26 protein-coding genes are annotated in these 24118 nt (G+C 64.4%); 2 read left to right on the top strand and 24 right to left on the bottom strand.

The features are described 5' to 3' along the window. Positions 1-86: 86 nt before the first annotated feature. From CHB74_RS18375 to CHB74_RS18365, 3 genes are all read right to left on the bottom strand, one after another. Complete coding sequence (locus CHB74_RS18375; protein ID WP_245843018.1) at positions 87-836, bottom strand: prepilin peptidase; 750 nt, start codon at positions 834-836, stop codon at positions 87-89. Between the two features lie 77 nt (positions 837-913). Beyond that, positions 914-1291, bottom strand: coding sequence for a hypothetical protein (locus tag CHB74_RS18370; RefSeq protein WP_089220967.1), 378 nt, complete (start codon positions 1289-1291; stop codon positions 914-916). A 241-nt stretch (positions 1292-1532) separates the two neighbouring features. Next, a complete protein-coding gene (locus CHB74_RS18365) occupies positions 1533-2012 on the bottom strand; it encodes an SH3 domain-containing protein (protein ID WP_089220966.1) in 480 nt (159 codons plus the stop codon). Positions 2013-2129: 117 nt separating this feature from the next. Between CHB74_RS18365 and CHB74_RS18360 the strand changes: the two genes are divergently transcribed. Both CHB74_RS18360 and CHB74_RS18355 read left to right on the top strand, forming a co-directional pair. After that, entirely contained in the window at positions 2130-3128 is a 999-nt protein-coding gene (locus CHB74_RS18360; protein ID WP_089220974.1) for a 2-hydroxyacid dehydrogenase, read from the top strand. Positions 3129-3187: 59 nt separating this feature from the next. Continuing rightward, positions 3188-3478, top strand: coding sequence for a YMGG-like glycine zipper-containing protein (locus CHB74_RS18355; protein WP_089220965.1), 291 nt, complete (start codon positions 3188-3190; stop codon positions 3476-3478). Between the two features lie 28 nt (positions 3479-3506). On the opposite strand, the gene CHB74_RS18350 is transcribed toward CHB74_RS18355, so the two are convergent. The 21 genes from CHB74_RS18350 to efp all read right to left on the bottom strand — a co-directional run bounded on the left by CHB74_RS18350 (position 3507) and on the right by efp (position 23846). After that, positions 3507-3782 carry a DUF1467 family protein gene (locus CHB74_RS18350; protein WP_089220964.1) on the bottom strand — a complete coding sequence of 92 codons (276 nt, stop codon included), beginning with the start codon at positions 3780-3782 and terminating at the stop codon, positions 3507-3509. An 11-nt stretch (positions 3783-3793) separates the two neighbouring features. Continuing rightward, complete coding sequence (locus tag CHB74_RS18345) at positions 3794-5374, bottom strand: ribonuclease J (protein WP_089220963.1); 1581 nt, start codon at positions 5372-5374, stop codon at positions 3794-3796. Between the two features lie 125 nt (positions 5375-5499). After that, a complete protein-coding gene (locus CHB74_RS18340) occupies positions 5500-6192 on the bottom strand; it encodes a biotin--[acetyl-CoA-carboxylase] ligase (RefSeq protein ID WP_342746618.1) in 693 nt (230 codons plus the stop codon). 17 nt (positions 6193-6209) lie between these two features. Next, complete coding sequence (nuoN, locus tag CHB74_RS18335) at positions 6210-7649, bottom strand: NADH-quinone oxidoreductase subunit NuoN (RefSeq protein WP_089220961.1); 1440 nt, start codon at positions 7647-7649, stop codon at positions 6210-6212. Next, positions 7649-9184, bottom strand: a complete 1536-nt coding sequence (locus CHB74_RS18330; protein ID WP_089220960.1) for an NADH-quinone oxidoreductase subunit M — start codon at positions 9182-9184, stop codon at positions 7649-7651. Before CHB74_RS18330 ends, nuoN begins: the two co-directional genes overlap by 1 nt. A 7-nt stretch (positions 9185-9191) precedes the next feature. After that, positions 9192-11246: an NADH-quinone oxidoreductase subunit L gene (nuoL, locus tag CHB74_RS18325; protein ID WP_089220959.1), complete on the bottom strand. Its 2055-nt coding sequence runs from the start codon at positions 11244-11246 to the stop codon at positions 9192-9194. Positions 11247-11253: 7 nt separating this feature from the next. Further along, positions 11254-11559 carry an NADH-quinone oxidoreductase subunit NuoK gene (gene nuoK, locus CHB74_RS18320; RefSeq protein WP_089220958.1) on the bottom strand — a complete coding sequence of 102 codons (306 nt, stop codon included), beginning with the start codon at positions 11557-11559 and terminating at the stop codon, positions 11254-11256. Beyond that, positions 11556-12167: an NADH-quinone oxidoreductase subunit J gene (locus CHB74_RS18315; protein ID WP_089220957.1), complete on the bottom strand. Its 612-nt coding sequence runs from the start codon at positions 12165-12167 to the stop codon at positions 11556-11558. The genes nuoK and CHB74_RS18315 overlap by 4 nt, the downstream gene beginning before the upstream one ends. A gap of 36 nt (positions 12168-12203) precedes the next feature. Further along, positions 12204-12689 carry an NADH-quinone oxidoreductase subunit NuoI gene (gene nuoI / locus CHB74_RS18310; RefSeq protein ID WP_089220956.1) on the bottom strand — a complete coding sequence of 162 codons (486 nt, stop codon included), beginning with the start codon at positions 12687-12689 and terminating at the stop codon, positions 12204-12206. Then, complete coding sequence (gene nuoH, locus CHB74_RS18305; protein ID WP_089220955.1) at positions 12686-13738, bottom strand: NADH-quinone oxidoreductase subunit NuoH; 1053 nt, start codon at positions 13736-13738, stop codon at positions 12686-12688. The genes nuoI and nuoH overlap by 4 nt, the downstream gene beginning before the upstream one ends. Further along, complete coding sequence (gene nuoG, locus CHB74_RS18300) at positions 13735-15738, bottom strand: NADH-quinone oxidoreductase subunit NuoG (protein WP_089220954.1); 2004 nt, start codon at positions 15736-15738, stop codon at positions 13735-13737. The genes nuoH and nuoG overlap by 4 nt, the downstream gene beginning before the upstream one ends. Positions 15739-15742: 4 nt before the next feature. After that, a complete protein-coding gene (nuoF, locus tag CHB74_RS18295; protein WP_089220973.1) occupies positions 15743-17059 on the bottom strand; it encodes an NADH-quinone oxidoreductase subunit NuoF in 1317 nt (438 codons plus the stop codon). Then, positions 17056-17724: an NADH-quinone oxidoreductase subunit NuoE gene (gene nuoE / locus CHB74_RS18290; protein WP_089220953.1), complete on the bottom strand. Its 669-nt coding sequence runs from the start codon at positions 17722-17724 to the stop codon at positions 17056-17058. Before nuoE ends, nuoF begins: the two co-directional genes overlap by 4 nt. Continuing rightward, on the bottom strand, positions 17724-18029 hold the full coding sequence (locus tag CHB74_RS18285; RefSeq protein WP_089220972.1) for a nuclear transport factor 2 family protein: 306 nt from the start codon (positions 18027-18029) through the stop codon (positions 17724-17726). The genes nuoE and CHB74_RS18285 overlap by 1 nt, the downstream gene beginning before the upstream one ends. 53 nt (positions 18030-18082) lie before the next feature. After that, positions 18083-19309 (bottom strand): NADH-quinone oxidoreductase subunit D, encoded by a 1227-nt coding sequence (locus tag CHB74_RS18280; RefSeq protein WP_089220952.1) that lies wholly within the window; start codon positions 19307-19309, stop codon positions 18083-18085. Beyond that, positions 19309-19971, bottom strand: a complete 663-nt coding sequence (locus CHB74_RS18275; protein WP_089220951.1) for an NADH-quinone oxidoreductase subunit C — start codon at positions 19969-19971, stop codon at positions 19309-19311. Before CHB74_RS18275 ends, CHB74_RS18280 begins: the two co-directional genes overlap by 1 nt. Beyond that, positions 19968-20525 (bottom strand): NuoB/complex I 20 kDa subunit family protein, encoded by a 558-nt coding sequence (locus tag CHB74_RS18270; RefSeq protein WP_089220950.1) that lies wholly within the window; start codon positions 20523-20525, stop codon positions 19968-19970. Before CHB74_RS18270 ends, CHB74_RS18275 begins: the two co-directional genes overlap by 4 nt. Then, on the bottom strand, positions 20516-20893 hold the full coding sequence (ndhC, locus tag CHB74_RS18265; RefSeq protein ID WP_089220949.1) for an NADH-quinone oxidoreductase subunit A: 378 nt from the start codon (positions 20891-20893) through the stop codon (positions 20516-20518). Before ndhC ends, CHB74_RS18270 begins: the two co-directional genes overlap by 10 nt. A gap of 220 nt (positions 20894-21113) precedes the next feature. Further along, positions 21114-22337 (bottom strand): SMP-30/gluconolactonase/LRE family protein, encoded by a 1224-nt coding sequence (locus CHB74_RS18260; RefSeq protein WP_089220948.1) that lies wholly within the window; start codon positions 22335-22337, stop codon positions 21114-21116. A gap of 1 nt (position 22338) precedes the next feature. Next, positions 22339-23163 carry an inositol monophosphatase family protein gene (locus CHB74_RS18255; RefSeq protein WP_089220947.1) on the bottom strand — a complete coding sequence of 275 codons (825 nt, stop codon included), beginning with the start codon at positions 23161-23163 and terminating at the stop codon, positions 22339-22341. Positions 23164-23282: 119 nt separating this feature from the next. Further along, a complete protein-coding gene (gene efp / locus CHB74_RS18250; RefSeq protein WP_089220946.1) occupies positions 23283-23846 on the bottom strand; it encodes an elongation factor P in 564 nt (187 codons plus the stop codon). Positions 23847-24118: the final 272 nt, after the last annotated feature.

Raw genomic sequence — 24118 nt, 5'->3', positions numbered from 1 at the left:
CCGCTACAGCCGCTTTATGACAGGTCCGTGACGCAGTGTTAACCAGAGTGTAGCCTGCGATGGTTGACGATTCCTGAGCGGGTTCGTCAAGCCATGGTTACGACGAGCCACAGCGGCCACGCGACGACCGCCATCAGCGTGCCGAACGGCAGTTGCTGGTCGCCCCGCACGGCATCACCGCGAAGCCAGCGCATCGCGATCAGCACCAACCCAGCCAGCGCGCCGCCGAACAGCACCAGCGGCACGGCCTGCCACCCCAAAGTCAGCCCGATCGCGCCCAGCAGCTTCGGGTCGCCGCCGCCCATGCCGACGCGGCCGCGTATCCAGCGATAGCCGATCGCGACGGCCGAAAGGACGACAAATCCGGCAAGTCCGCCAAACAGGCGCGCTGGCAGGTCCACGCCTACATCAGCAATGCCGCCCGCAAGCCCGATCAGCGCCAGCGCACCAACCAACGGATTGGGCAGCCAGAAATGTTCCGCGTCGAGCACGGCGAGCGTAACGAGCAACCAGCCGAACGCGGCCCCAAAGGCGCCCGCCATTCCCGGCGCCACCCAAAGCGACACCGCACCGATCGCGGCACAGGCCAGTTCGATCGCGGGATGCCGGATATCGATCGCCGCGCCACAACCCGCGCAGCGTCCCCGCCGCAGGACATAACCGGCCAACGGCACCAGATCGACGGCGCCAAGCGCGCTGCCGCACGAATCGCAGGCGGACCGCCCGGACAGCACCGATCGCCCGTCCGGCCAGCGGATCGCGATCGTTGCCAGAAAACTGCCGAAAATGGCGCCGAGCACAAACCCGGCCACGGCGAACAGCGGCTCAGGCGCCACAGCGCGCGATGCGAAGGAACAGAATCATGACGGCGCGCCTATAACAGCGCGCCGCCGCCTCCCACAGAAAATTGCCGTCAGTTGCGCGCGGCGAAGCTGTAACGCGCCAGCGCCGCGCGGGCGACTTCATCGGTGCTCGCCACCGTGCCGTCACCCAGCGTCACCTGATAATGATGCGGCGCATTCAACGCCTGCTGCCAGCTCGCGGCAGCAAGTTCGGGTCGCCCGGTCGCGGCATAAACCCGCCCAAGGTTAATCAATCGGGCGGGATCATCCGCCGTCACGCCGCGCTGCGCATTGAGCTGGCGTTCGGCCGCCTCCCAATCCCCGCGATCGATCGCGGCCAGGCCAAGCGCGCCGACTTCATAGCCCGTTTCCACGCGCGCCGACTGTTGGCTGGCCGCGCAAGCAGGGAGAGCGAGGCTCAAAAGCGGAAGCAGGATCAGAGCGCGCATCCTTCTCTCCATGCAAAACCTTTTTATGATAGCGATGATTGTTACATGTTAATGACACATGGGCAATCCGTGGCTTATCGCGGTTTCACACTTTGCAATCAGCCACACGAACGGATGACGAATCGACTTAAAACAGCAGCCAGCTGTGATCGCATCGACGAAGTCCAGCGTCGTCGAATTTCGCATTTTCCTGGGATTGAAGCGGGTCGAAGGGCGCGGCCGCCAGCTGTGCGCCCCGACGTCAGTCGACCGCTTCGTCTTCGGCAACGCCCCAAAGGTGACGGGTCTCGATATAGCCCGAACGGCCCTTCACATCGAATTCGCACCAGCCGCTGCCGCAATGGCCGATCTTGCCGACGACCCCCGGCGCCACGCGCCAGCTGATGCGTGCGCCAGAATCGGGCTTGGCATGGAGCGATCCGACTTCGCCGACCACGATCGCGGTGCGCTGTTCGGAAAGCAGGATCGCCTTGATCCAGCCGCGCTCGCCTTCGGGATCCTCGACCCGCCGCCAGTCTTCATGCACCTGCACCACGCGGAGCGGCAGCCCCGGGCGGACATATTTCCACGATGCCGGATAATGCGTGCCGGGGCCGGTGCGCAGCAGTGCCTCGCGCGCGGAAATCGAAACCCAATACGGCACCTGCTTGCGGGATTGCGCCATCGCGGCAGCGGCGGGCAGCAGCACGGCAACCAGCCCGACGATCGCGATCCGCTTCATTCCACCCATCCCCAACCCCGCTTCGATCCAAATGGCCACGCCCCGTTCTAGCCGTCCCGCCGCGACCTTCAAGCAGCCTGCTTGACGAAGCCGCCCGCCGGGGCCAAGCGGATTGGCATGGCCGATGCCGTTCGCCCCGTCCGCCCCAAGGTTTCCGTCACCCGCCGGCTTTTGCCGGAAACGGAAGCGCGCATGGCCGAATTGTTCGAAACCGGCTTCAACGCCGGCGACGAACCGATGGATCGCGCCGCACTGGCCGCCGCCATGGCCGCTAGCGATGTGTTCGTCCCCACCGTGGGCGACGAGATCGACGCCGCCCTGATTGCGGCGGCAGGCGCAAGGCTCAAGCTGATCGCCAATTTCGGCAATGGCACCGATCATATCGACCTTGCCGCTGCGCGGGCGCGCGGGATCATCGTCACCAACACGCCGGGCGTGCTGACCGAAGACACCGCCGACATGACGATGGCCCTCATCCTCTCGGTCCCACGGCGGCTGGCCGAAGGCGAAAAGCTGGTGCGCGCGGGCGAATGGACGGGGTGGAGCCCCACCGGCATGCTCGGGCACAGGATCGGCGGCAAGACGCTGGGCATCATCGGCATGGGCCGCATCGGCCAGGCGATCGCGCGTCGCGCGCGCGGCTTCGGCCTCTCCGTCCATTATCATAACCGCCACCGGCTGCCCGCCGTGATCGAGGACGAGCTTGGCGCGACCTTCCATGCCGAACTCGATGCGATGTTGCAGACCGTCGATATCGTTTCGGTCAATTGCCCGCACACCTCGGCCACGCACCATCTGCTCGACGAGCGGCGCCTCGCGCTGCTTGCCCCACACGTCTATCTGATCAACATCGCGCGCGGCGAAATCGTCGACGAGGCGGCATTGATCACTGCGCTGGAAAATGGCCGCATCGCCGGTGCCGGCCTCGACGTGTTCGAGCATGAACCGGCGGTCGACCAGCGGCTGCTCGCCCTCTCCAACGTCGTGCTGCTACCCCATATGGGATCGGCCACCTTCGAAGGCCGCGCCGCCATGGGCGCCAAGGTGATCGCCAATATCCGCGCGTGGGCGGATGGGCATCGCCCGCCGGATCAAGTGCTTGAAGGCTGGGCCTGAACGGATCGCTTCGCCGTTTCGCACGTTCCCCCCTCGATCGGGAACGCTGGAGAAAATCAATGCGTAGCTTTCACTTAACCGCTGCCGGCGTCGCCGCCGCGCTGGCCCTGGCCGCGCCGGCCCATGCCGGGGATGGCAAGGATATCGCAAAAGGCGCGGTAATCGGCGGCGCCGGCGGTGCGGTCGTCGGCGCGGTCGTGCCCGGCCTGTCGACCGGTGAAGGCGCCTTGATCGGCGCAGCCGGCGGTGCCGTGGTCGGCGCGGTTTCCAAGGATCGGAAATATTATACCGATCGTTCAGGCCGCAAATATTATGTCGATAAGCATGGTCGCCGGGTCTACAAAAACTAGGCCCGGCCGACAGACCTGACGAGGCAGTTCAGACCTTCCGGTCGGCCGGCGAAAACAGGTCGAGTTGCTGCGTGCCGATCCAGCCATAGAGATAATTGGCGTAGAACAGGCCGAACAGCACGGCGGAAACGATCGTCGTCCAGAAGCAGGCCCTGCCGAAACTGAAACGCTGCGGCGCCCCCAGTGCCTGACCCGGTACATGGGGCTCCGCCGCACCGTTCGAACGCGGCCGAAACGGCAGCACAAGAAAGAAGCTCATCGCCCAGAACAGCGAGTAGATCGCCAGGATCGAGGTGAACTTCATCGCTACGCCCTTCAGATACGGATGATCGAAACGTCGACGATCGGCTTCTTGCCGGTCCATTGCGTCGCACGCCGGCGCACGGCAAGTCGCACCGCCTCACGCAGCTTCGCTTCGTCGCGGATGCCGCCTGCGACCGCTTCCGCCGCCGCTTCGCGCGCTTCGACAAGGAAGTCGCCCCGATCTTCTTCCACCGGCACGCCTTGCAGCGCGATCGCGGGGTCGCCGCGCAACTGGCCCTTGCCGTCCAGAACGACTGTCACGGCGACGAAGCCATGCTGGCTGATGCGGCGACGCTCGTTCATCGTCGCGCCATCGGCCGGCAGGATGACATCGCCGTCGAGGACAAGGCGGCCCGTGCGTTCATGGCCGATCACTTCCGGGCCGTTGGGCGCAAGCCGCAGCACCTGACCATTCTGCTGCACGATCCCGCGCGAAACCCCGCACGAAAGCGCGAAGCGGGCCTGTTCCGCCATGTGCCGCATCTCGCCATGCACCGGCAGGATGATCTCAGGCCGGATCCACTTGTACATCAGTTCCAGCTCGGGCCGCCCCGGATGGCCGGACACATGAACATGCGCCTGCCGGTCGGTGACCATCAGGATCTCGTTCTCGGCAAGCTTGTTCTGGATGCGCCCGATGGCGATCTCGTTGCCGGGGATCTGCTTCGACGAGAAGACGACCGTATCGCCCGCCGATAGCTTGATCGGATGATTGTCGAACGCGATCCGCGCCAACGCGGCGCGGGCCTCGCCCTGCCCGCCCGTGGCGATGATCATCACCTGCGACGGCGGCAGCCGCATCGCCGCGTCGAAATCCACGGTCGGCGGAAAATCCTTCAGATAGCCGCAGGCCTTGGCCACCTTGATGATCCGATCGAGCGAACGCCCGGCGACGCAAAGCTGGCGGCCGGTATCCACAGCCACCTGCCCAAGCGTCTGCACGCGCGCCGCATTGGAGGCGAAGGTGGTGACGAGCACGCGCCCCTTGGCCGCCGCGATCACGCCGTCCAGCCCTTCGCGCACCGCCGCTTCCGAACCCGACGCATCTTCATTGAAGACGTTCGTCGAATCGCAGACGAGCGCGAGCACCCCTTCGTCGCCGATCGCTTCCAGTTCGGCGGCCGTGGACGGCGTGCCGAGCAGCGGCTCATCATCCAGCTTCCAGTCGCCGGTATGGAAGATGCGTCCATAAGGCGTGTCGATCAGCAGCGCATTGCCCTCGGGGATCGAATGGGCCAGCGGCACATAAGTGAAGCCGAACGGCCCGAGGCGGAAGCTGCCTTCCTGATCGATGATGTGGAGCTTGACCTTGTCGCCCAGCCCCTCCTCGTCCAGCTTGCCCCGGATCAGCCCGGCGGTGAACGGCGTCGCATAAAGCGGCACGCCCAGATCGGCGGCCAGATACGGGATCGCGCCGATATGGTCCTCATGGCCGTGGGTCAGCACGATGCCCAGCAGATCCTTGGCCCGGCTTTCGATGAATTCCAGATCGGGAAGGATCAGATCGACACCCGGAAATGCCGGGTCGGCGAAGGTGAGCCCCAGATCCACCATCACCCATTTGCCCTGCGTGCCGTAGAGATTGACGTTCATGCCAATCTCCCCCGATCCGCCAAGTGCGAGGAAAAGCAATTCGTTACCGGGTGTCGTCACGTAGCTGGGGTCCAATCGATCTGGTCGCGGCGATGGGTTCGGAGTCGGCAAAAATGCCGCGCCGTCTATATCAGGAAAACGTCGCCCGCGTGGAGGATATGGATAGTGCCGTCGGCGAGGCGCAATTTCAGCGCGCCATCGTCGTCAAGTCCCTCGAACAGGCCCTCGATCTGGTGGCCGTCCGCACCCGTGGTGCGCAGCGGCGTTCCCACCGCATGCGCGCGCGCGCGCCATTCGCGCAGGATCACGCCCAGCCCTTCGCCGCGCCAGCGGCCAAGCCAATAAGCCAGCGCGTCCGCAAGATCGGAAAGGAACGCCGCCGGATCGGGCGCGCCGAGCCCGGCATGGGCGAAACTCGCGGTTTCACGATCGAGATTTTCGGGGCGATGGGCGAGATTGACGCCGAAGCCGATGACGACCGCATCATCCACCGCTTCGAGCAGGATGCCAGACAGCTTCGCGCCGTCGAGCAGAACGTCGTTCGGCCATTTCAGGCGGACGCGTCCGCCACCGCCATAGGCAACGGCAACCTGATGAAGCGCCAGCGCCGCAACCATCGCGAGCGACGCGGCCGGCGGTTCGCCCGTCTGTCGACGGATGATCGTGCTGGTGAACAGGTTGCCAACGGGCGACTGCCAGTTGCGGCCATGCCGGCCACGGCCGCCCGTCTGGGTTTCGGCCCGCAGCCAGAAGCCTTCGGCTTCCCCCGCGCGGGCCAGTGCGGCGACGTCGTCGTTGGTCGACCCCGTCGCCGCGATGGTGCGAATGCGGGCGATCAGAACAGCGCCCGCGCGGCCGCCATACTCGCTGCGCCCAGCGCCGGAATGGCGAGGTAGCCGAGCGGCGAGACGAACAGCGCGGAGATCGCGATCAGGCCGCCTTCAACCTTGCTTTCCATCGGCGCATAGGCCGGCGCCGGATCGTCGAAGTACATCGTCTTCACGATCTTCAGATAATAGAAGGCACCGATCACCGAGGTCGCGATACCGATCATCGCCAGCGGCCACAGGCCCACCGCGACGAGCGCATCGAACACCAGGAACTTCGCCCAGAAGCCGAGCAGCGGCGGAATGCCGGCCAGGCTGAACATGAAGATCGCCAGCGCCGCCGCCAGGCCGGGCCGCGTGCGCGACAGGCCCGAAAGGCTGGCGATCGTTTCAACGGGCTGGCCGTCCGTATCGCGCATCTGCAGGACGCAGATGAAGCTGCCGACCGTCATCGCCACATAGACGGCGAGATAGGTCATCACAGCCGCAACGCCTTCCTGCGTGCCGGCGGCAAGGCCAAACAGCACGAAGCCGACATTGTTGATCGACGAATAAGCCAGCAGGCGCTTGATGTTGGTCTGGCCGATCGCGGCCACGCCACCCAGGATGGTCGACGCGAGCGCGGCGAAGATCACGATCTGACGCCACGCGTCGGTCGCGCCACCCATGCCTTCCACGGCCACGCGGGTCATCAGCGCCATCGCGGCGACCTTCGGGGCCGAAGCGAAGAAGGCCGTCACCGGCGTCGGCGCGCCTTCATACACGTCGGGCGTCCACATGTGGAACGGCACCGCCGAGATCTTGAAGGCAAGGCCGGCCATCACGAACACCAGGCCGAACATCTCGCCCATGCTGAGGCCATCGGCGAAACCAGCGGCGACACCTTCGAAGGCGGTCGTGCCGGTGAAGCCGTAGAGCAGCGAAATGCCGTAAAGCAGGATGCCCGAGGCGAGCGCGCCGAGGACGAAATATTTCAGGCCCGCTTCGGCCGAGCGCGTGTCGCGACGCATGAAGCTCGCCAGCACATAAGCGGCAAGGCTCTGCAGTTCGAGGCCGACATAAAGCGTCAGCAGGTCGCCCGCCGAAACCATCATGCCCATGCCAACGGCCGAAAGCAGGATCAGGACCGGATATTCGCCCCGGACATTGCCGTTGCGGGCGAAGAAATCGGGCGCGACGATCAGCGTCGTGCCGGCGGCGATATAGATCAACAGCTTGGCGAACGCGGCGAAGCTGTCGGCCCGGTAAAGGCCGTCGAACGCGGCGCCGCCATGGCCCGCCGGGCCGAGCAGCGCGAGGCTAGCGACCGCGAGCAGCGCGACCGCCGCCCAGCTGACCGCCTTGGTCGCCTGGTCGCCGACGAACGCGACGACCATCAACAGCGTGACCGCGCCGACGGTCAGGATAAGCTCAGGCAGAGTGAGCGCGAGGGACTGGACAAGAGACATTAGTGGTGCGCCCCTTCATGCGCTGCGGCAGCGGGTATGGCGGAAGGCTTGCCGGCCGTGACATGGGCATCGCCCTGGAAGCCCGTCTGTTCGAGGCGGGCAACGACCACGCCGATGTCGCGACGGATCGGCTTCAGGAAGCTTTCCGGATAGACGCCCATCCACAGCACGGCGATGGCGATCGGCGCGAGCAGCGCCAGTTCGCGCTTCGACAGATCCGGCATCGCAGCGACGTCGGGCTTGTCGAGCTTGCCGTAGCAGACCCGTGCGTAAAGATAGAGCATATAGGCGGCGCCAAGGATGATGCCCGTGGTCGCCACGAACGCCACCAGGCTATTCGCCTTGTAGCCGCCGACGAGGCTCAGGAACTCGCCGACGAAGCCCGACGTGCCCGGCAGGCCGACAGAGGCCATGGTGAACAGCATGAAGAACAGCGCATATTTCGGCATATTGTCCGAAAGGCCGCCGTAACGTGCGATCTCGCGAGTGTGCAGGCGATCATAGATCACGCCAACGCACAGGAAGAGCGCGCCCGAAACCAGACCGTGGCTCAGCATCACCAGCATCGCGCCTTCCAGGCCCTGCCGGTTGAAGGCGAACAGGCCGATCGTCACGAACGCCATGTGGGCGACCGACGAATAAGCGATCAGCTTCTTCATGTCCGACTGCACCAGCGCGACGAGCGAGGTGTAGACCACCGCGACCATGCTGAGGCCCATCACCAGCCAGAACAGCTCGGCGGACGCCTGCGGGAACATCGGCAGCGAGAAGCGGATGAAGCCATAGCCACCCATCTTCAGCAGCACGCCCGCCAGGATCACCGAACCCGCCGTCGGCGCCTGCACGTGGGCGTCGGGCAGCCAGGTGTGGACCGGCCACATCGGCATCTTCACCGCGAACGAGGCGAAGAAGGCGAGGAACAGCCAGGTCTGCGCCTGAACCGGGAAGTCGTGCGCCATCAGCGTCGGGATATCGGTGGTGCCCGCTTCGCGCGCCATCCACAGCATCGCGACCAGCATCAGCACCGATCCGAGCAGGGTGTAGAGGAAGAACTTGTAGCTCGCGTAGATGCGGTCCGCACCACCCCAGATGCCGATGATCAGGTACATCGGGATCAGGCCGGCTTCGAAGAAGATGTAGAACAGGAACAGATCCTGCGCCGCGAAGACGCCGATCATCAGCGATTCCATCAGCAGGAACGCCGCCATATATTCCGGCACCCGCTTCTCGATCGCCTCCCACGAGGCGCCGATGCAGATCGGCATCAGGAAGACGGACAGCACGATCAGCATCAGGGCGATGCCGTCGATGCCGAGCGCCCACGAGAAGCGGCCGAACAGATCGACCCGTTCGACATATTGCCACTGGGCGCCGGCCGGATCGAAACCCAGCCACAGCAGGATACCCGCCGCCAGCAGCGCGAAGGTGGTCAGAAGCGCCGTCCAGCGCGCCCCTTGCGCGCTCATGAACAGGCAGGCGATCGCGGCCACAACGGGCAGCGCGATCATCACGGTAAGGATGGGAAAGCCGGTCATATCTTTATCAGCCCGCCATCGCCCAGGTCGCCGCGGCCGCAAGGCCCAGCAGCATCACCAGCGCATAGGTATAAACATAGCCGGACTGGAGCCGGCGGGTGAGCGCGCCGCCGCCGACGATGACGTGCGCGACGCCATCGGGGCCAAAGCGGTCGATCGTCCCCTGGTCACCACGCTTCCAGAGGAAGCGGCCGATCGCGAAGGCCGGACGGACGAAGAGGGCGTTGAACAGCTCGTCGAAATACCATTTCCGCAGCAGGAAATTGTACAGGACGTAGAACTGGCTCGTGAAACGCGCGGGGATCGTGGTGTCGAGCACATAGGCCCACAGCGCGATCAGGAAGCCGGTGATCATCACCGCCGTCGCCGAAAGCTTCACCCACAACGGCACCTCGTGCATCGCGTGCATCAGGTGGCTGTCGAACGCCAGGCTGCCCTTCCAGAATTCCACGCCATGTTCGGCATCGAGGAACGGGGTGTGGAACACATAGCCCGCGAAGATCGCGCCGATCGTCAGCACCACCAGCGGCACCAGCATGGGCCACGGGCTTTCGTGCGGATGATAGCCGGCGGTGCCCTGCTTCACCTCGTTAAAGCCCACATCATGGCCGTGCTGTTCATGGCCGGCATGTTCATCTTCGGGATGATCATGTTCGTCATGATGGTGCACGGCATGCTGGATATGTTCCGAGCCAGCCCAGCGGGGCTTGCCGAAGAAGGTGAGGAACACCAGGCGCCACGAATAGAAGCTGGTCAGCAGCGCGGCGAACACGGCCACGGCGAAGGCCACGCCACCCGCGGTCGTCCCGCTGGCGAAGGCGGCCTCAATGATCGCATCCTTCGAATAGAAGCCCGCGAAACCGAACACGCCGAGCACGCCCACGCCGGTGATCGCCAGCGTACCGGCCATCATCGCCCAATAGGTGAGCGGGATGTGCTTACGCAGGCCGCCATAATAGCGCATGTCCTGTTCGTGGTGCATCGCGTGGATCACCGAACCGGCACCCAGGAACAGCAGCGCCTTGAAGAAGGCGTGCGTGAACAGGTGGAACATCGCCGCGCCATAGGCGCCGACGCCCGCCGCGAAGAACATGTAGCCCAGCTGCGAACAGGTCGAATAAGCGATCACGCGCTTGATGTCGGTCTGCGTCGTGCCGACAGTCGCGGCGAACAATGCGGTCGCGGCGCCGACATAGGTGACGACGCTGAGCGCGATGTCGCTCGTTTCGAACATCGGCGACAGGCGGCAAACCATGAACACGCCGGCGGTGACCATCGTCGCCGCGTGGATCAGCGCCGACACCGGTGTCGGGCCTTCCATGGCGTCGGGAAGCCAGGTGTGCAGGCCAAGCTGCGCCGACTTGCCCATCGCGCCGATGAACAGCAGCAGACAGATCAGCGTCATCGTGTCGAGGCGGTAGCCGAGGAAGCCGATCGTCGAGCCAGCCATGCCGGGCGCCGCTTCCAGGATCGCCGGGATCGAAACCGTGCCGAACACAAGGAAGGTGGCGAAGATGCCGAGCGAGAAGCCGAAATCGCCGACGCGGTTGACCACGAACGCCTTGATCGCCGCCGCGTTGGCGGTCGGCTTGTGATACCAGAAGCCGATCAGCAGATAGGACGCAAGGCCCACGCCTTCCCAGCCGAAGAACATCTGCACCAGGCTGTCGGCCGTAACCAGCATCAGCATTGCGAAGGTGAACAGCGACAGATAGGCGAAGAAGCGCGGCTGGCTCTCGTCTTCCGCCATATAGCCCCAGCTATACAGGTGAACGAGGCTCGAAACCGAGGTCACGACGACGAGCATCACTGCCGTCAGCGTGTCCACGCGCAGCGCCCAGTCGACCACCATGTCGCCGGAACGGATGAAGGTCAGCACCGGCTCGACAAAGGCCGTGTTATGCCCGCCGAGGAACCCGAGGAAAATCATCCAGGAAAGCGCGCACGAAACGAACAGCGCCCCGGTCGTCACCACTTTCGCAGCGACATTGCCGATCATGCGGTTGCCGAGGCCCGCGATGATAGCCGCCAGCAGCGGCAAGAATACTATGAGCTTGATCACCGAATGATCATCCCTTCATCCGGTTGATATCATCGACCGCGATCGTGCCGCGGCCACGGAAATAGATCACGAGGATCGCAAGGCCGATCGCCGCTTCGCCAGCGGCCACCGTCAGCACGAACATCGCGAAAACCTGCCCGACGAGATCGCCGAGGAAGGCCGAAAAGGCCACCAGATTGATGTTCACGCTGAGCAGGATCAGCTCGATCGCCATCAGAATGATGATCACGTTCTTCCGGTTCAGGAAGATGCCGAGCACCCCGGTGACGAACAGGATCGCCGAAACGATCAGATAATGCTGGATGCCGATCACAGCTCCACCCCCTGCCCGACGGGCTGGTTGATATTGCGCACCGCGTCCTCGGGACGCCGCTTCACCTGCTGGCTCACATTCTGCGGACGGGTGCCGCCACGCGCGCGGTGGGTCAGCACGATAGCGCCGATCATCGCGACAAGGAGCACAAGGCCGGCGGCCTCGAAGATGTAGAGGTAGCGCGTGTAGATGACGGTGCCGAGCGCCTCGATATTCGGCACTTCAGCCGGCACCGGGGCGGCCGAACGGGCCATATCGATGCCACCGGCATTCCACGCGGCGGTGGCGAAGATGATCTCCGCCAGCAGCACCAGCACCAGCAGCACGCCGAAGGGCGCGTGGCGGGCGACGCCGGACCGCAGCTCGGTGAAATCGATGTCGAGCATCATCACCACGAACAGGAACAGCACCGCGACCGCGCCGACGTAAACGATAACGAGCAGCATCGCGATGAACTCGGCGCCGACAAGCACCATCAGCCCCGCCGCATTGAAGAAGGCGAGGATGAGCCACAGCACCGAGTGGACGGGATTTCGCGCGGTCACGGTGAGGATGCCGGCGGCAACCACCATGAAGGCGAAAAGATAAAAGGCGATCGTCTGGATCACGGTTCTGCGTGGCCCCTTGAAAGTTCGTGGCGCGGATTAACGATAGGGAGCATCGGCGGCAAGGTTCGCGGCAATGGCGCTTTCCCAGCGATCGCCGTTCGATAGCAGCTTGTCCTTATCGTAGATCAGCTCCTCGCGGGTTTCGGTGGCATATTCGAAGTTCGGGCCTTCGACGATGGCATCCACCGGGCAGGCTTCCTGGCAGAAGCCGCAATAGATGCACTTCGTCATGTCGATGTCGTAGCGCGTGGTGCGGCGGCTGCCGTCTTCCCGCGGTTCGGCCTCGATCGTGATCGCCTGCGCCGGACACACCGCCTCGCACAGCTTGCACGCGATGCAGCGCTCCTCACCATTGGGGTAACGGCGCAGCGCATGTTCACCACGGAAGCGGGGCGACAGCGGGTTCTTTTCGAACGGGTAGTTGATCGTCGCCTTGGGCTTGAAGAAATACTTCAAGGTCAGCCAATGCGCCTTCACGAACTCCCAGAGGGTGAAGGTTTTGACATAGTGCGCAAGGCTCATGACAGCACGCCCGAATAGCGGGTGAGCATCAGCCACCCAGAGACAATAAACACCCACAGCAGCGACAGCGGCAGGAAGATCTTCCAGCCCAGCCGCATCAGCTGGTCATAACGGTAACGCGGCACCGTCGCCTTCACCCAGCTGAACACGAAGAAGAAGAACAGGATCTTCGCGAACATCCAGAAGATACCCGGAATGGCATAAAGCGGCGCCCAATCGATCGGGGGCAGCCAGCCGCCCCAGAACAGCACGGCGTTGAGCGCGCACATCAGGAGCACGTTGCCATATTCGCCGAGCCAGAAGAGCGCGAACGCCATCGACGAATATTCGGTCTGGTAACCCGCGACGATTTCGCTTTCCGCCTCGGTCAGGTCGAACGGCGCGCGCGCCGTTTCGGCCAGGGCCGAGATCAGGAACACCACCGCCATCGGGAACAGCAGCGGGTTGAAACCGAAGCCGTTGATGAAGCCGAAGACGTGTGCGCGCTGCGCCTCGATGATGTCGGACAGGTTGAAGGTGCCCGCCCACAGCACGACCGAGATCAGCACGAAGCCGATCGACACTTCATAGCTCACCATCTGCGCAGCGGCGCGAATGGCGGAATAGAAGGGATATTTGGAGTTCGACGCCCAACCGGCGAGGATCACGCCATACACGCCGAGCGACGACGCCGCGAGGATGTAGAGCAGGCCGACATTGATATCGGCCAGCACCATATCCGGCCCGAACGGGATCACCGCCCAGCCAATCAGCGCGATCGTGAAGGTGATCACCGGCGCGAGCAGGAACAGCCCGCGATTGGCGGCGGTCGGAACGATGGTTTCCTGCAGGAACACCTTCAAACCGTCCGCGAAGGACTGGAGCAGACCGAACGGGCCGACCACGTTGGGGCCACGGCGCAGCGCCATCGCCGCCCAGATCTTGCGATCGGCATAGATGATCATCGCCACTGCCAGCATCAGCGGCAGCGCGATCATCAGGATCAGGATCAGCGTCGCGACGAACCAGCCGAGGCCGTAGCCGAGAACGCCCTGGAACCAGGCAGTCATTCCGCGGCCTCCGCGAAGCTTTCCCCGTGGATCAGTTCGGCCGAGCAACGCTGCATCGTTTCGCTCGCCCGCGCGATCGGGTTGGTGAGATAGAAGTCGGCGATCGGATAGCCGATCTCGCCGGAAGCGGCCGCATCGAGCGCCGGCGGCGCCCAATCATAGGTCGCCAGGCCCAGTTCGCCCAGCGCCGGCACGTCCGCAACCATGGCGGCGCGCAGCGCGTCGAACGTATCGAACGGCAGCGTGTGGCCCAGCACGTCGGACAGGGCACGCAGGATCGCCCAATCCTCGCGCGCGTCGCCCGGCGCGAACACGGCGCGGTCGCTCCGCTGCACGCGGCCTTCCAGGTTCACATAGGTGCCGGCCTTTTCGGTATAGGCCGCCGCCGGCAGGATCACGTCCGCCTGCGCGGCACCGCGATCGCCATGATGGCCGACATAGACCTTGAACGACTTGGCGAAACGATCTTCCGCCACTTCGTCGGCACCCAGCAGGAAGACGAGCTTCGGCTGCTTCGCCGCAACCGCCCCGATGCCGCCCGGCTGCGCATAGCCCAGCATCAGCCCACCCATGCGCGAAGCCGCCATGTGGAGGACGTTATAGCCGTTCCAGTTTTCCTTGATCAGGCCAAGCGGGCCGACCAGAGCCAGCGTCGCGCCATGCGCGCCGGCCTTCAGGCCACCGCCCCCCAGGATCAGCGCCGGGCGCTGCGCGGCGGTGAAGGCATCCTTCACCTCCTGCGGCAGATTGCCGAGCAGCGACAGATCGTTACCCAGCCAGGTCGCCTTGTAGGTCAGATCGATTTCAGGGCCGACCACGAACACCTGCGCACCGGCCTTCACGGCCTTGCGGATGCGCGTGTTGACCAGCGGCGCTTCCCAACGGACGTTCGAACCGACGATCAGGATCGCGTCCGCCGTCTCGATGCCGGCGATGGTCGAATTGAAGTTCACCGCCGCAAGGTTGGTGCAATCATAATCGAGGCCGGTCTGGCGGCCTTCGAGCAGATCGGATCCCATCGCGCCGAGCAGCTTCTTCGCCGCATACATGGTCTCGCAATCGAGCATGTCGCCAGCGATCGCCGCGACGCTCGCACCGGCCTTCACGTTGGCGATCGCCTGGAACGCCTCGCCCCAGGTCACCGGCACCAGCTTGCCGTCCTTGCGCAGGAACGGCTTGTCGAGGCGGCGGCGGATCAGGCCGTCAACGGCGTGGCGCGTCTTGTCCGACGCCCATTCCTCGTTCACGTCGTCATTGATCCGCGGCAGCACGCGCAGCACCTGGCGCCCGCGCGCGTCGATGCGGATGTTGGTGCCCACCGCGTCCATCACGTCGATGCCGGCGGTCTTCTTCAGTTCCCATGGCCGCGCCTCGAAGGCGTAAGGCTTGCTGGTCAGCGCGCCGACCGGGCAGAGATCGACGACATTGCCCGAAAGCTCGGACGACACCGCCTTCTCCAGATAGGAGGTGATCTGCATGTTTTCGCCGCGATAGATCGCGCCGATTTCCTCGACGCCGGCCACTTCCTCGGCAAAGCGCACGCAGCGCGTGCACTGGATGCAGCGGGTCATCACCGTCTTGACGATGGGGCCCATATATTTTTCGGTCACGGCCCGCTTGTTCTCGTCATAGCGGGAATTGCCGCGGCCATAAGCGACCGACTGGTCCTGCAGGTCGCATTCGCCGCCCTGATCGCAGATCGGGCAATCGAGCGGGTGGTTGATGAGGAGGAACTCCATCACCCCTTCCCGCGCCTTCTTGACCAGCAGGCTGTCCGTGCGAACTTCCTGATTGTCAGCGGCCGGCAGCGCGCACGAAGCCTGCGGCTTCGGCGGCCCGGGCTTCACCTCGACCAGGCACATGCGGCAATTGCCGGCGATCGACAGCCGCTCATGATAACAGAAACGCGGGATTTCCTTGCCGGCAGCCTCGCACGCCTGAAGCACGGTGGCTCCGGCGGGGACTTCGACCTCGATCCCGTCAACGGTTAGCTTGGGCATTCTATTACTCCGCCGCGACCGCGAGGGTCGCGTTACCCTGCTTCTCGATGATGCGCCGCTCGATTTCCGGGCGGAAATGGCGGATCAGGCCCTGGATCGGCCACGCCGCCGCGTCGCCAAGCGCGCAGATGGTGTGGCCTTCGACCTGCTTGGTCACTTCCTGCAGCATATCGATTTCGGAAATGTCGGCATTGCCTTCGCGCAGCCGCTCCATCACCCGCCACATCCAGCCGGTGCCTTCGCGGCACGGCGTGCACTGGCCGCAGCTCTCATGCTTGTAGAAATAGCTGATCCGGCTGATCGCGCGGACGATATCGGTGGACTTGTCCATCACGATCACCGCCGCCGTGCCGAGGCCCGAGCCCAGCCCGCGCAGACCGTCAAAGTCCATCGGCGCGTCCATGATCTCCTTGGCCGGCACCAGCGGCACCGAGGAGCCGCCGGGGATCACGGCGAGCAGATTGTCCCAGCCGCCGCGGATGCCGCCGGCGTGCCGGTCGATCAGTTCGCGGAACGAAATGCTCATCGTCTCCTCGACGACGCAGGGCTTGTTCACATGGCCGCTGATCTGGAACAGCTTGGTGCCCTTGTTGTTCTCGCGCCCGAAGGACGAGAACCAGGAGGCGCCGCGCCGCAGGATCGTCGGCGTGACCGCGATCGATTCCACGTTATTCACCGTCGTCGGGCAGCCATAGAGGCCAACGCCCGCCGGGAATGGCGGCTTCAGGCGCGGCTGGCCCTTCTTGCCCTCGATGCTCTCGATCTGCGCGGTTTCCTCGCCGCAGATATAGGCCCCGGCGCCGCGATGGACAAAGACGTCGAAATCATAGCCCGAACCGCAGGCATTCTTGCCCAGAAAGCCCTTGGCATAGGCTTCGGCCACGGCCGCGAACAGCGTCTCCGCCTCGCGGATGAACTCACCGCGAATGTAGATATAGGCCGCGCGCGCGCGCATCGCGAAGCCCGCGATCAGCGCACCTTCGAGCAGCTTGTGCGGGTCGTGCCGGACGATCTCGCGATCCTTGCACGAACCCGGCTCGGATTCGTCGGCGTTGATCACCAGGAAGCTCGGACGGCCGTCCTTGCTTTCCTTGGGCATGAAGCTCCACTTCATCCCGGTCGGGAAGCCCGCGCCGCCACGGCCGCGCAGGCCGGACGCCTTAATCTGCTCGATGATCTCGTCCTGGCCGATTTCGAGCAGCTTCTTGGTGTTGTCCCAATCGCCGCGCTTCATCGCCGCGTCGATATTCCACGGCTGGAAGCCATAGAGGTTGGTGAAGATGCGGTCCTTGTCCGCCAGCGGCGCAATCACGTCGCTCATGCCCATTCACCCCGATAATCGTGATTGTCGGAGACCATTTCCTTCAGGCTCGACGGGCCGCCTTCGGGGCAGCTGGTCTGGCGGTCGATCTGCGGGCCGGGCTTGGGGCTCTCGCCCTTGGCCAGCGCGTCCAGCACCGCCGTCATCGTATCGAAGGTAAGGTCTTCGAAATTGTCGTCGTTGATCTGCACCATGGGCGCGTTGGTGCAGGCGCCAAGGCACTCCACCTCGGTCAGCGTGAACATGCCGTCGGCCGTGGTGTGGCCCTTCTTCATGCCCTTGGCCTTGCAGGCTTCCAACACGTCGTCCGAACCGCGCAGCATGCACGGCGTCGTGCCGCACACCTGGACGTGATAGCGGCCGACCGGCGCCAGATTGTACATGGTGTAGAAGGTCGCGACCTCGAACGCCCGGATGTAGGGCATGTCGATCTGCTTCGCGACATATTCGATCACCGGCACCGGCAGCCAGCCCTGCGTCTCGGTCTCGGCGCCAACCTGGCGCTGGGCGAGATCGAGCAGCGGCATGATCGCCGAATGCTGGCGGCCCGGCGGATAGCGGCCGATCACTTCCTTCGCGCGGGCCTCGTTGATTTCGGACCAGGCGAAATCGCCCCAGCGGGCGCGGGTTTCGGCTTCGTCGGGGATATGGGCTGCGTCAGCCATTAGCGGATGAACTCCACGCGCGACACCTTGTCGCCCTCAAACGAATAAATGGACATGACCTCGAACTTGTCGCCGTCGGGCGCGCGTTCGACCTTCTCGTGCAGCACCACGGTTTCACCGAGGCACCAGCCCGCGATGATATCCGCGCGGTTCTGCGGAAATTGCGCGAACATCGCCTTCAGGCCCGAACGCACGCCTTCCTTGCCTTCGCGCAGCACCGCGCCGCGATAACCCGCTTCGCAGGCATCGTCGGTCATGAACGTCACATAGGCGTCGGCGTCCTGCGCGTTATAGACCTCGATCATCCGGGTCGCGATCGTGATGCGCTCGTCGGCGGACAGCAGGGTTGCGACTTCGCTCACCGGTCGCACTCCCCGAACACGATATCCATGGCGCCCAGGATCGCCGTCACGTCGGCGAGCATGTGGCCCTTTGCCATGAAATCCATCGCCTGCAGATGGCTGAACGCGGTCGGCCGGATCTTGCAGCGATAGGGCTTGTTGGTGCCGTCGGAGACCAGATAGACGCCGAATTCGCCCTTGGGGCTTTCGGTCGCGACATAGACCTCGCCCGCCGGCACATGGAAGCCTTCGGTATAGAGCTTGAAGTGGTGGATCAGCGCTTCCATCGAACGCTTCATCTCACCACGCTTCGGCGGCACGACCTTGCGGTCGAGCGAAGCGATCGGCCCTTCGGGCATCTGCTGGATGCACTGCTTGATGATCCGCGCCGACTGGCGGACCTCCTCGACGCGCACCATGAAGCGATCATAGCAGTCGCCGCGCGTACCGACCGGCACGTCGAACTCCACCTTGTCATAGGCGTCGTAAGGCTGGCTCTTGCGGATATCCCACGGAATGCCCGAGCCGCGGATCATCGGGCCGGAGAAGCCCCACTTGATCGCGTCTTCCTTCGACACCACCGAAATATCGACGTTGCGCTGCTTGAAGATGCGGTTGTCGGCCACCAGGCTGATCGCGTCTTCCAGCAGGCGCGGCAGGCGGGTGTCCACCCAGTCGCCAATGTCGGTCAACAGCTTCAGCGGCACGTCCTGATGGACGCCACCGGGGCGGAACCAGGCGGCGTGCATGCGGGCGCCCGACGCGCGTTCGAAGAAGCCGAGGCAATCTTCGCGGATTTCGAACAGCCACAGGTTCGGCGTCATCGCGCCGACGTCCATCACGTGCGAACCGAGGTTCAGCATGTGGTTGCAGATGCGGGTCAGTTCCGCGAACAGCACGCGCAGATATTGCGCGCGCTCCGGCACTTCCAGCCCGAGCAGCTTTTCGACCGCCAGCACATAGCTGTGCTCCATGCCGAGCGGCGAGCAATAATCCAGCCGGTCGAAATAGGGCAGCGCCTGCAGATAGGTCTTGTATTCGATCAGCTTTTCGGTGCCGCGATGGAGCAGGCCGACATGCGGATCGGCGCGCTCGATAATCTCGCCGTCCATTTCCAGCACCAGACGCAGCACGCCGTGCGCCGCCGGGTGCTGCGGGCCGAAGTTGATCGTATAGTTCTGGATCTCCAGATCGCCGACCGTCTGGGCGGTATCCGGGGTCAGGGTATCGTAATCGGTCGCCATCACTTCTTGACCTCGTCGGCCTTCAGCGGCGTCGGCGCGCCCGGAGCCTCCGGCTGCGCCTTTTCGTCACCGGGCAGAATATATTCCGCGCCTTCCCACGGGCTCATGAAGTCGAAGCTGCGGAAGTCCTGCGCCAGCTTCACCGGCTCATAGACGACGCGCTTATGCTCTTCCGAATAACGCAGCTCGACAAAGCCCGTCAGCGGGAAATCCTTGCGCTGCGGATGCCCCTTGAACCCGTAATCGGTCAGGATGCGACGCAGATCGCCATTGCCCGAAAAGAGCACGCCATACATGTCGTACACTTCGCGTTCGAGCCAGCCGGCGACCGGCCAGATCGACGTGACGCTCGGCACCGGCGTCACATCGTCGGTCGCGACATGGACGCGCAGGCGATGGTTCTTCGTCAGGCTGAGCAGGCAATAGACGACCTCGAACCGCGGATCGCGGTCAGGCCAGTCCACACCGGCGATTTCCATCAACTGCTGATAGCCAAGGCTGTCGCGCAGGATGATCATCGCGTCGACCAGCGCCTCGGCACGGACGTGCAGCGCGATTTCGCCCACCTCGTCACGCGCATGGATCAGCCGGTCGCCCAGCGCGGCCTTCGCCGCATCGATCACGCCGTCGTTGGACGCATATTTGGGAAAAGCCAGGCTCACCGTTCGAACGTCCCTTCGCGACGGATCTTACGCTGCAACTGCATCACGCCATAAAGCAGCGCTTCGGCGGTCGGCGGGCAACCCGGGACATAGATGTCCACCGGAATGATCCGGTCGCAGCCGCGCACCACCGAATAGCTATAGTGATAATAGCCACCGCCATTGGCGCAGCTGCCCATCGAGATGACGTATTTCGGCTCCGACATCTGGTCATAGACCTTGCGGAGCGCGGGAGCCATCTTGTTGCACAGCGTTCCGGCGACGATCATCACGTCCGACTGGCGAGGCGATGCGCGCGGCGCGGCGCCGAAGCGCTCCATGTCATAACGCGGCATGTTGACGTGGATCATCTCGACCGCGCAGCAGGCAAGGCCGAAGGTCATCCACCACAGCGAGCCGGTGCGCGCCCACTGGAACAGTTCCTCGGTAGAGGTGACGAGGAAACCCTTGTCATTCACCTGGCTCTGCAGATCGAGGAAGAAATCCTGATCGGGCTGCTTCACGATCGCCCCGCCGGCGCCAGCGCCGGGCTGCGCGGAAAGTTCTACTCCCATTCCAGCGCTCCCTTCTTCCACGCATAGACAAAGCCAAGGGTCAGTTCGACGAGGAAGATCATCATCGCCAGCCAGCCGGCAAAGCCGATCGCGCCGAGCGAAACCGCCCAAGGATACAGGAAAGCGGCCTCGAGGTCGAAGATGATGAACAGGATCGCGACGAGATAGAAGCGCACGTCAAACTGCGCGCGGCTATCTTCGAACGCGGGGAATCCGCACTCATATTCGGCCAGCTTGTCCGGATAGGGCTTGTCGGCCCCGGTGAACTTCGCTGCGATCATCGGCAGCACCACAAAGGCAGCCGAAAGCACGATCGCGACGCCCAGAAAGAGCAGGATCGGCAGATATCCGGCGGCAACCGACGCCATGATTCATCTCCGCTTGAACGATTCCGAGCCGGGCCGGTACGCCCGGCGGCTCGAAAATCGCGCCAAAACACAAAATCGGGCCGATGTTCGGCCTTTCGGCCCGGCTTCTAGGGATGCCGCATCCATGACGCAAGCATCGGAAGCCGTGAGAATGATTCGCAATTTGAAAGGGCCGGAACGGTCCTCATCCGGACCGTCTATTGGGCCGTCGCTTGGGCCATCACTTAGGGAGGTCGAGCGCCCTGATCGGCGTCGGCCTTGCCGGCTCGCTATTGATCGGTCGTCCGCGCGCCGCATATCGCTCCCACTGTCCGTCGGCGACGAACAATAATCGCCGGTCCGCGATCACGCCCAGCGTCGGTTCGGCCCAATCCGGGCTCGATCGCGCCAGCACATCCAGCCGCCGCACCTCCCGCCCGCCGCGCGCCAGCCGCAGGCGAACGATCCGGCGGGGGTTGGTTCCGTTCTGAATTGCAACAAGATCGTCGCCATGGCGCATCAGCCCGTCGATACCGTCGAGCATCATCGGCACCGCCGCAGCCAGCCGGGAAAGATGCCGGCTGCGCAGGTCGAAGATGGCGATGCCATAGCCATAATCGGCGATATAGAGCCGCCGGCCATCGCGGGACAAAGCCAGCCCTTGCGGATTGCGGAAGCGGCCTGGCGCCACCAGTTCGTCCAGCGCCGCGCACCCCGGCGCGCAGATATGGATCGCGCCGCTTTCACCATTGCTGACATAGACCGTCCCATCCGCGCCAATGGCCAGATCGCCGGGTGAACCGGTCTCCTCGGCGGGCAGCGGCACGCGCCGGGCTACAGCGAGTCGGTCGAGATCGACCGCAATCAGGCCGCGAAAGGCGCGCTCGGGCCGCGCCACCTGCTCGGCCACGCCGGAAGTGATCCAGAGCCGGCGGCGCGGCGCATCGACCGCCATGCCGAACAGTCCGCCCACCGGACCGTCCAGCGGCACCCCGCGCCATCCCCCGCCTTCGCTGACCAGCAATTCGCCATCGATGACGGTGCCGGCAAACAATCGTCCGGTGGCGCCATCCCAGGCAATGCCTTCGACGATGCGATGGTCGGCCGGAACCTCGGCTTCCAGCGTACTATGAACGACGGGATCGTCATTGGCGTCGAAGCGCGCGGCAAGCCTCGCCCTCTCGGCCTCGCTCAGAAATGGCGCGATGCGGGCGCGGCTGGCGATGCTGAGCCCCCCGCCCATCGCGGCCAGCGCGCGCGCGCCCTCGGCCACGCCTGCGGCGTCACGCCGCTCGATCGCCTCGCCGATTTCGCCGCGCACGATCATCCCGCTTTCCGGGAAATGCGCGCGATCGGCGGCCTCGGCCGGCGATTCCGGCCAGGCGGCACGCGGCGCGGACGCCCATGCCCCCAGGCACGCGGCGCCCAGCAATAGAAACGCAGGCCCGACGAGCCTGCGCATCATTTCAGCGCAGCGCCTTCAAGGCACCCGCAAGCAGCTTGTGCAGCTTGGAGTGGAGGCCATCATTGGCAGCCAGGAATTCGCTGCGCTCGATCGAACGATCGCCGCCACGGAAGTCGGTAACGAAGCCGCCGGCCTCGCGCACCATCAGCATGCCGGCCGCGACATCCCAGTGCTGGAGGTCGCTTTCCCAAAACGCATCGAACCGCCCCGCCGCAACCCAGGCGAGGTCCAGCGAAGCCGCGCCGAAGCGCCGGATGCCCGCCACTTCCGGTGCGATCGCGGCGAAGATCGCGCTCCATTCCTTGAAATTGCCATGGCCGGCAAAGGGAATGCCGGTCGCGACCAGCGCGTCGAGCAGATCACGACGCGCCGACACGCGCAACCGCCGGTCCTGCAGCCAGGCCCCCCGCCCCTTTTCCGCCCAGAAGCTTTCGTCGGTCAGCGGCTGATAGACCATGCCATGCGTGATTTCCGGCTTGCCGCCCGGCCCGCGCGGATCCTCCACCGCGATCGAGATCGCGAAATGCGGAATGCCGTGAAGGAAGTTGGACGTGCCGTCGAGCGGGTCGATGATCCAGCGGGGCTTGTCGGGATCGCCCTCGACGATGCCACGCTCCTCCATCACGAAGCCCCAGTCGGGCCGCGCCTTCTTCAACTCCTCGAACAGCGTCTGCTCGGCGCGCTGGTCGGCCATCGACACGAAGTCGGCGGGGCCCTTGCGGCTCACCTGAAGCTGCTGGACCTCGTTGAAGTCTCGACGCAGGCGCGGGCCGGCCTTGCGGGCGGCGCGCTCCATGACGGTGATCAGGCCGGAATGGGCAACCATTTCAATCTCCACTTCCCAGCTTGCCGGAACGAACAAGGGGAATAAACAAAGAAGTGGGCGATCGCATATGCGGGCGCCCACTTCTCAAAATCCTCCCACATGCGGGAGGAAAATGACGGTCAGTCCGCGCGGCGAACATATTCCTGGCTATAGACGTCGACGACAATACGCGTGCCGCTGGAAATATGCGGCGGCACCATCACGCGCACGCCATTGTCGAGCACCGCCGGCTTGTAGGACGACGACGCGGTCTGCCCCTTCACCACGGCATCCGCCTCGACGATCGTCGCTTCCACCGTGTCGGGCAGCTGCACCGAAATCGGCTTCTCGTCGTAAAGCTCCATCACCACGTCCATGCCGTCCTGCAGGAAGGCGGCGGCATCACCCAGCAGATCGCGCGGCAGCGTGATCTGGTCATAGGTGTCCTTATCCATGAAGGTCAGCGTGTCGCCGTCGGCGAACAGGAACTGGAAATCCTTGGTGTCGAGACGCACGCGCTCAACCGTCTCGGCCGAACGGAAGCGGACGTTGTTCTTGCGGCCGTCGATCAGGTTCTTCATCTCGACCTGCATATAGGCGCCGCCCTTGCCCGGCTGCGTGTGCTGGATCTTCACCGCGCGCCAGATGCCGCCTTCATATTCGATGATATTGCCGGGACGAATGTCGACGCCGCTGATCTTCATGGGTCAGGTCTCGTGTTCAGGATTTGAAAGAGCAGCCGCGGCCTTTAGCGTTCCGCGGGCCGGCGGGCAAGCAATGGATGGCCTGAATGACGGAAGGCCCCGCATCCATCCGGGATGCGAGGCCTTCGTGATCTTTCAAGCCGTTCAGTTGACGGCCTTATACTCGTTCGCCGCCTTCAGCTTTGGCGTTTCGGCGATGGGCTGGCCGGCATATTCGCGCAGGCCCCAGGCGCCCCACTGACTGACGGGGCCGGTATTGTTGTACAGCGTCA

Source organism: Edaphosphingomonas laterariae (assembly GCF_900188165.1).
GTDB classification, from domain to species: Bacteria; Pseudomonadota; Alphaproteobacteria; order Sphingomonadales; family Sphingomonadaceae; genus Sphingomonas_E; species Sphingomonas_E laterariae.
Note: the sequence above shows the minus strand (reverse complement) of the source record. Positions and strands in the feature narration are given on the sequence as shown.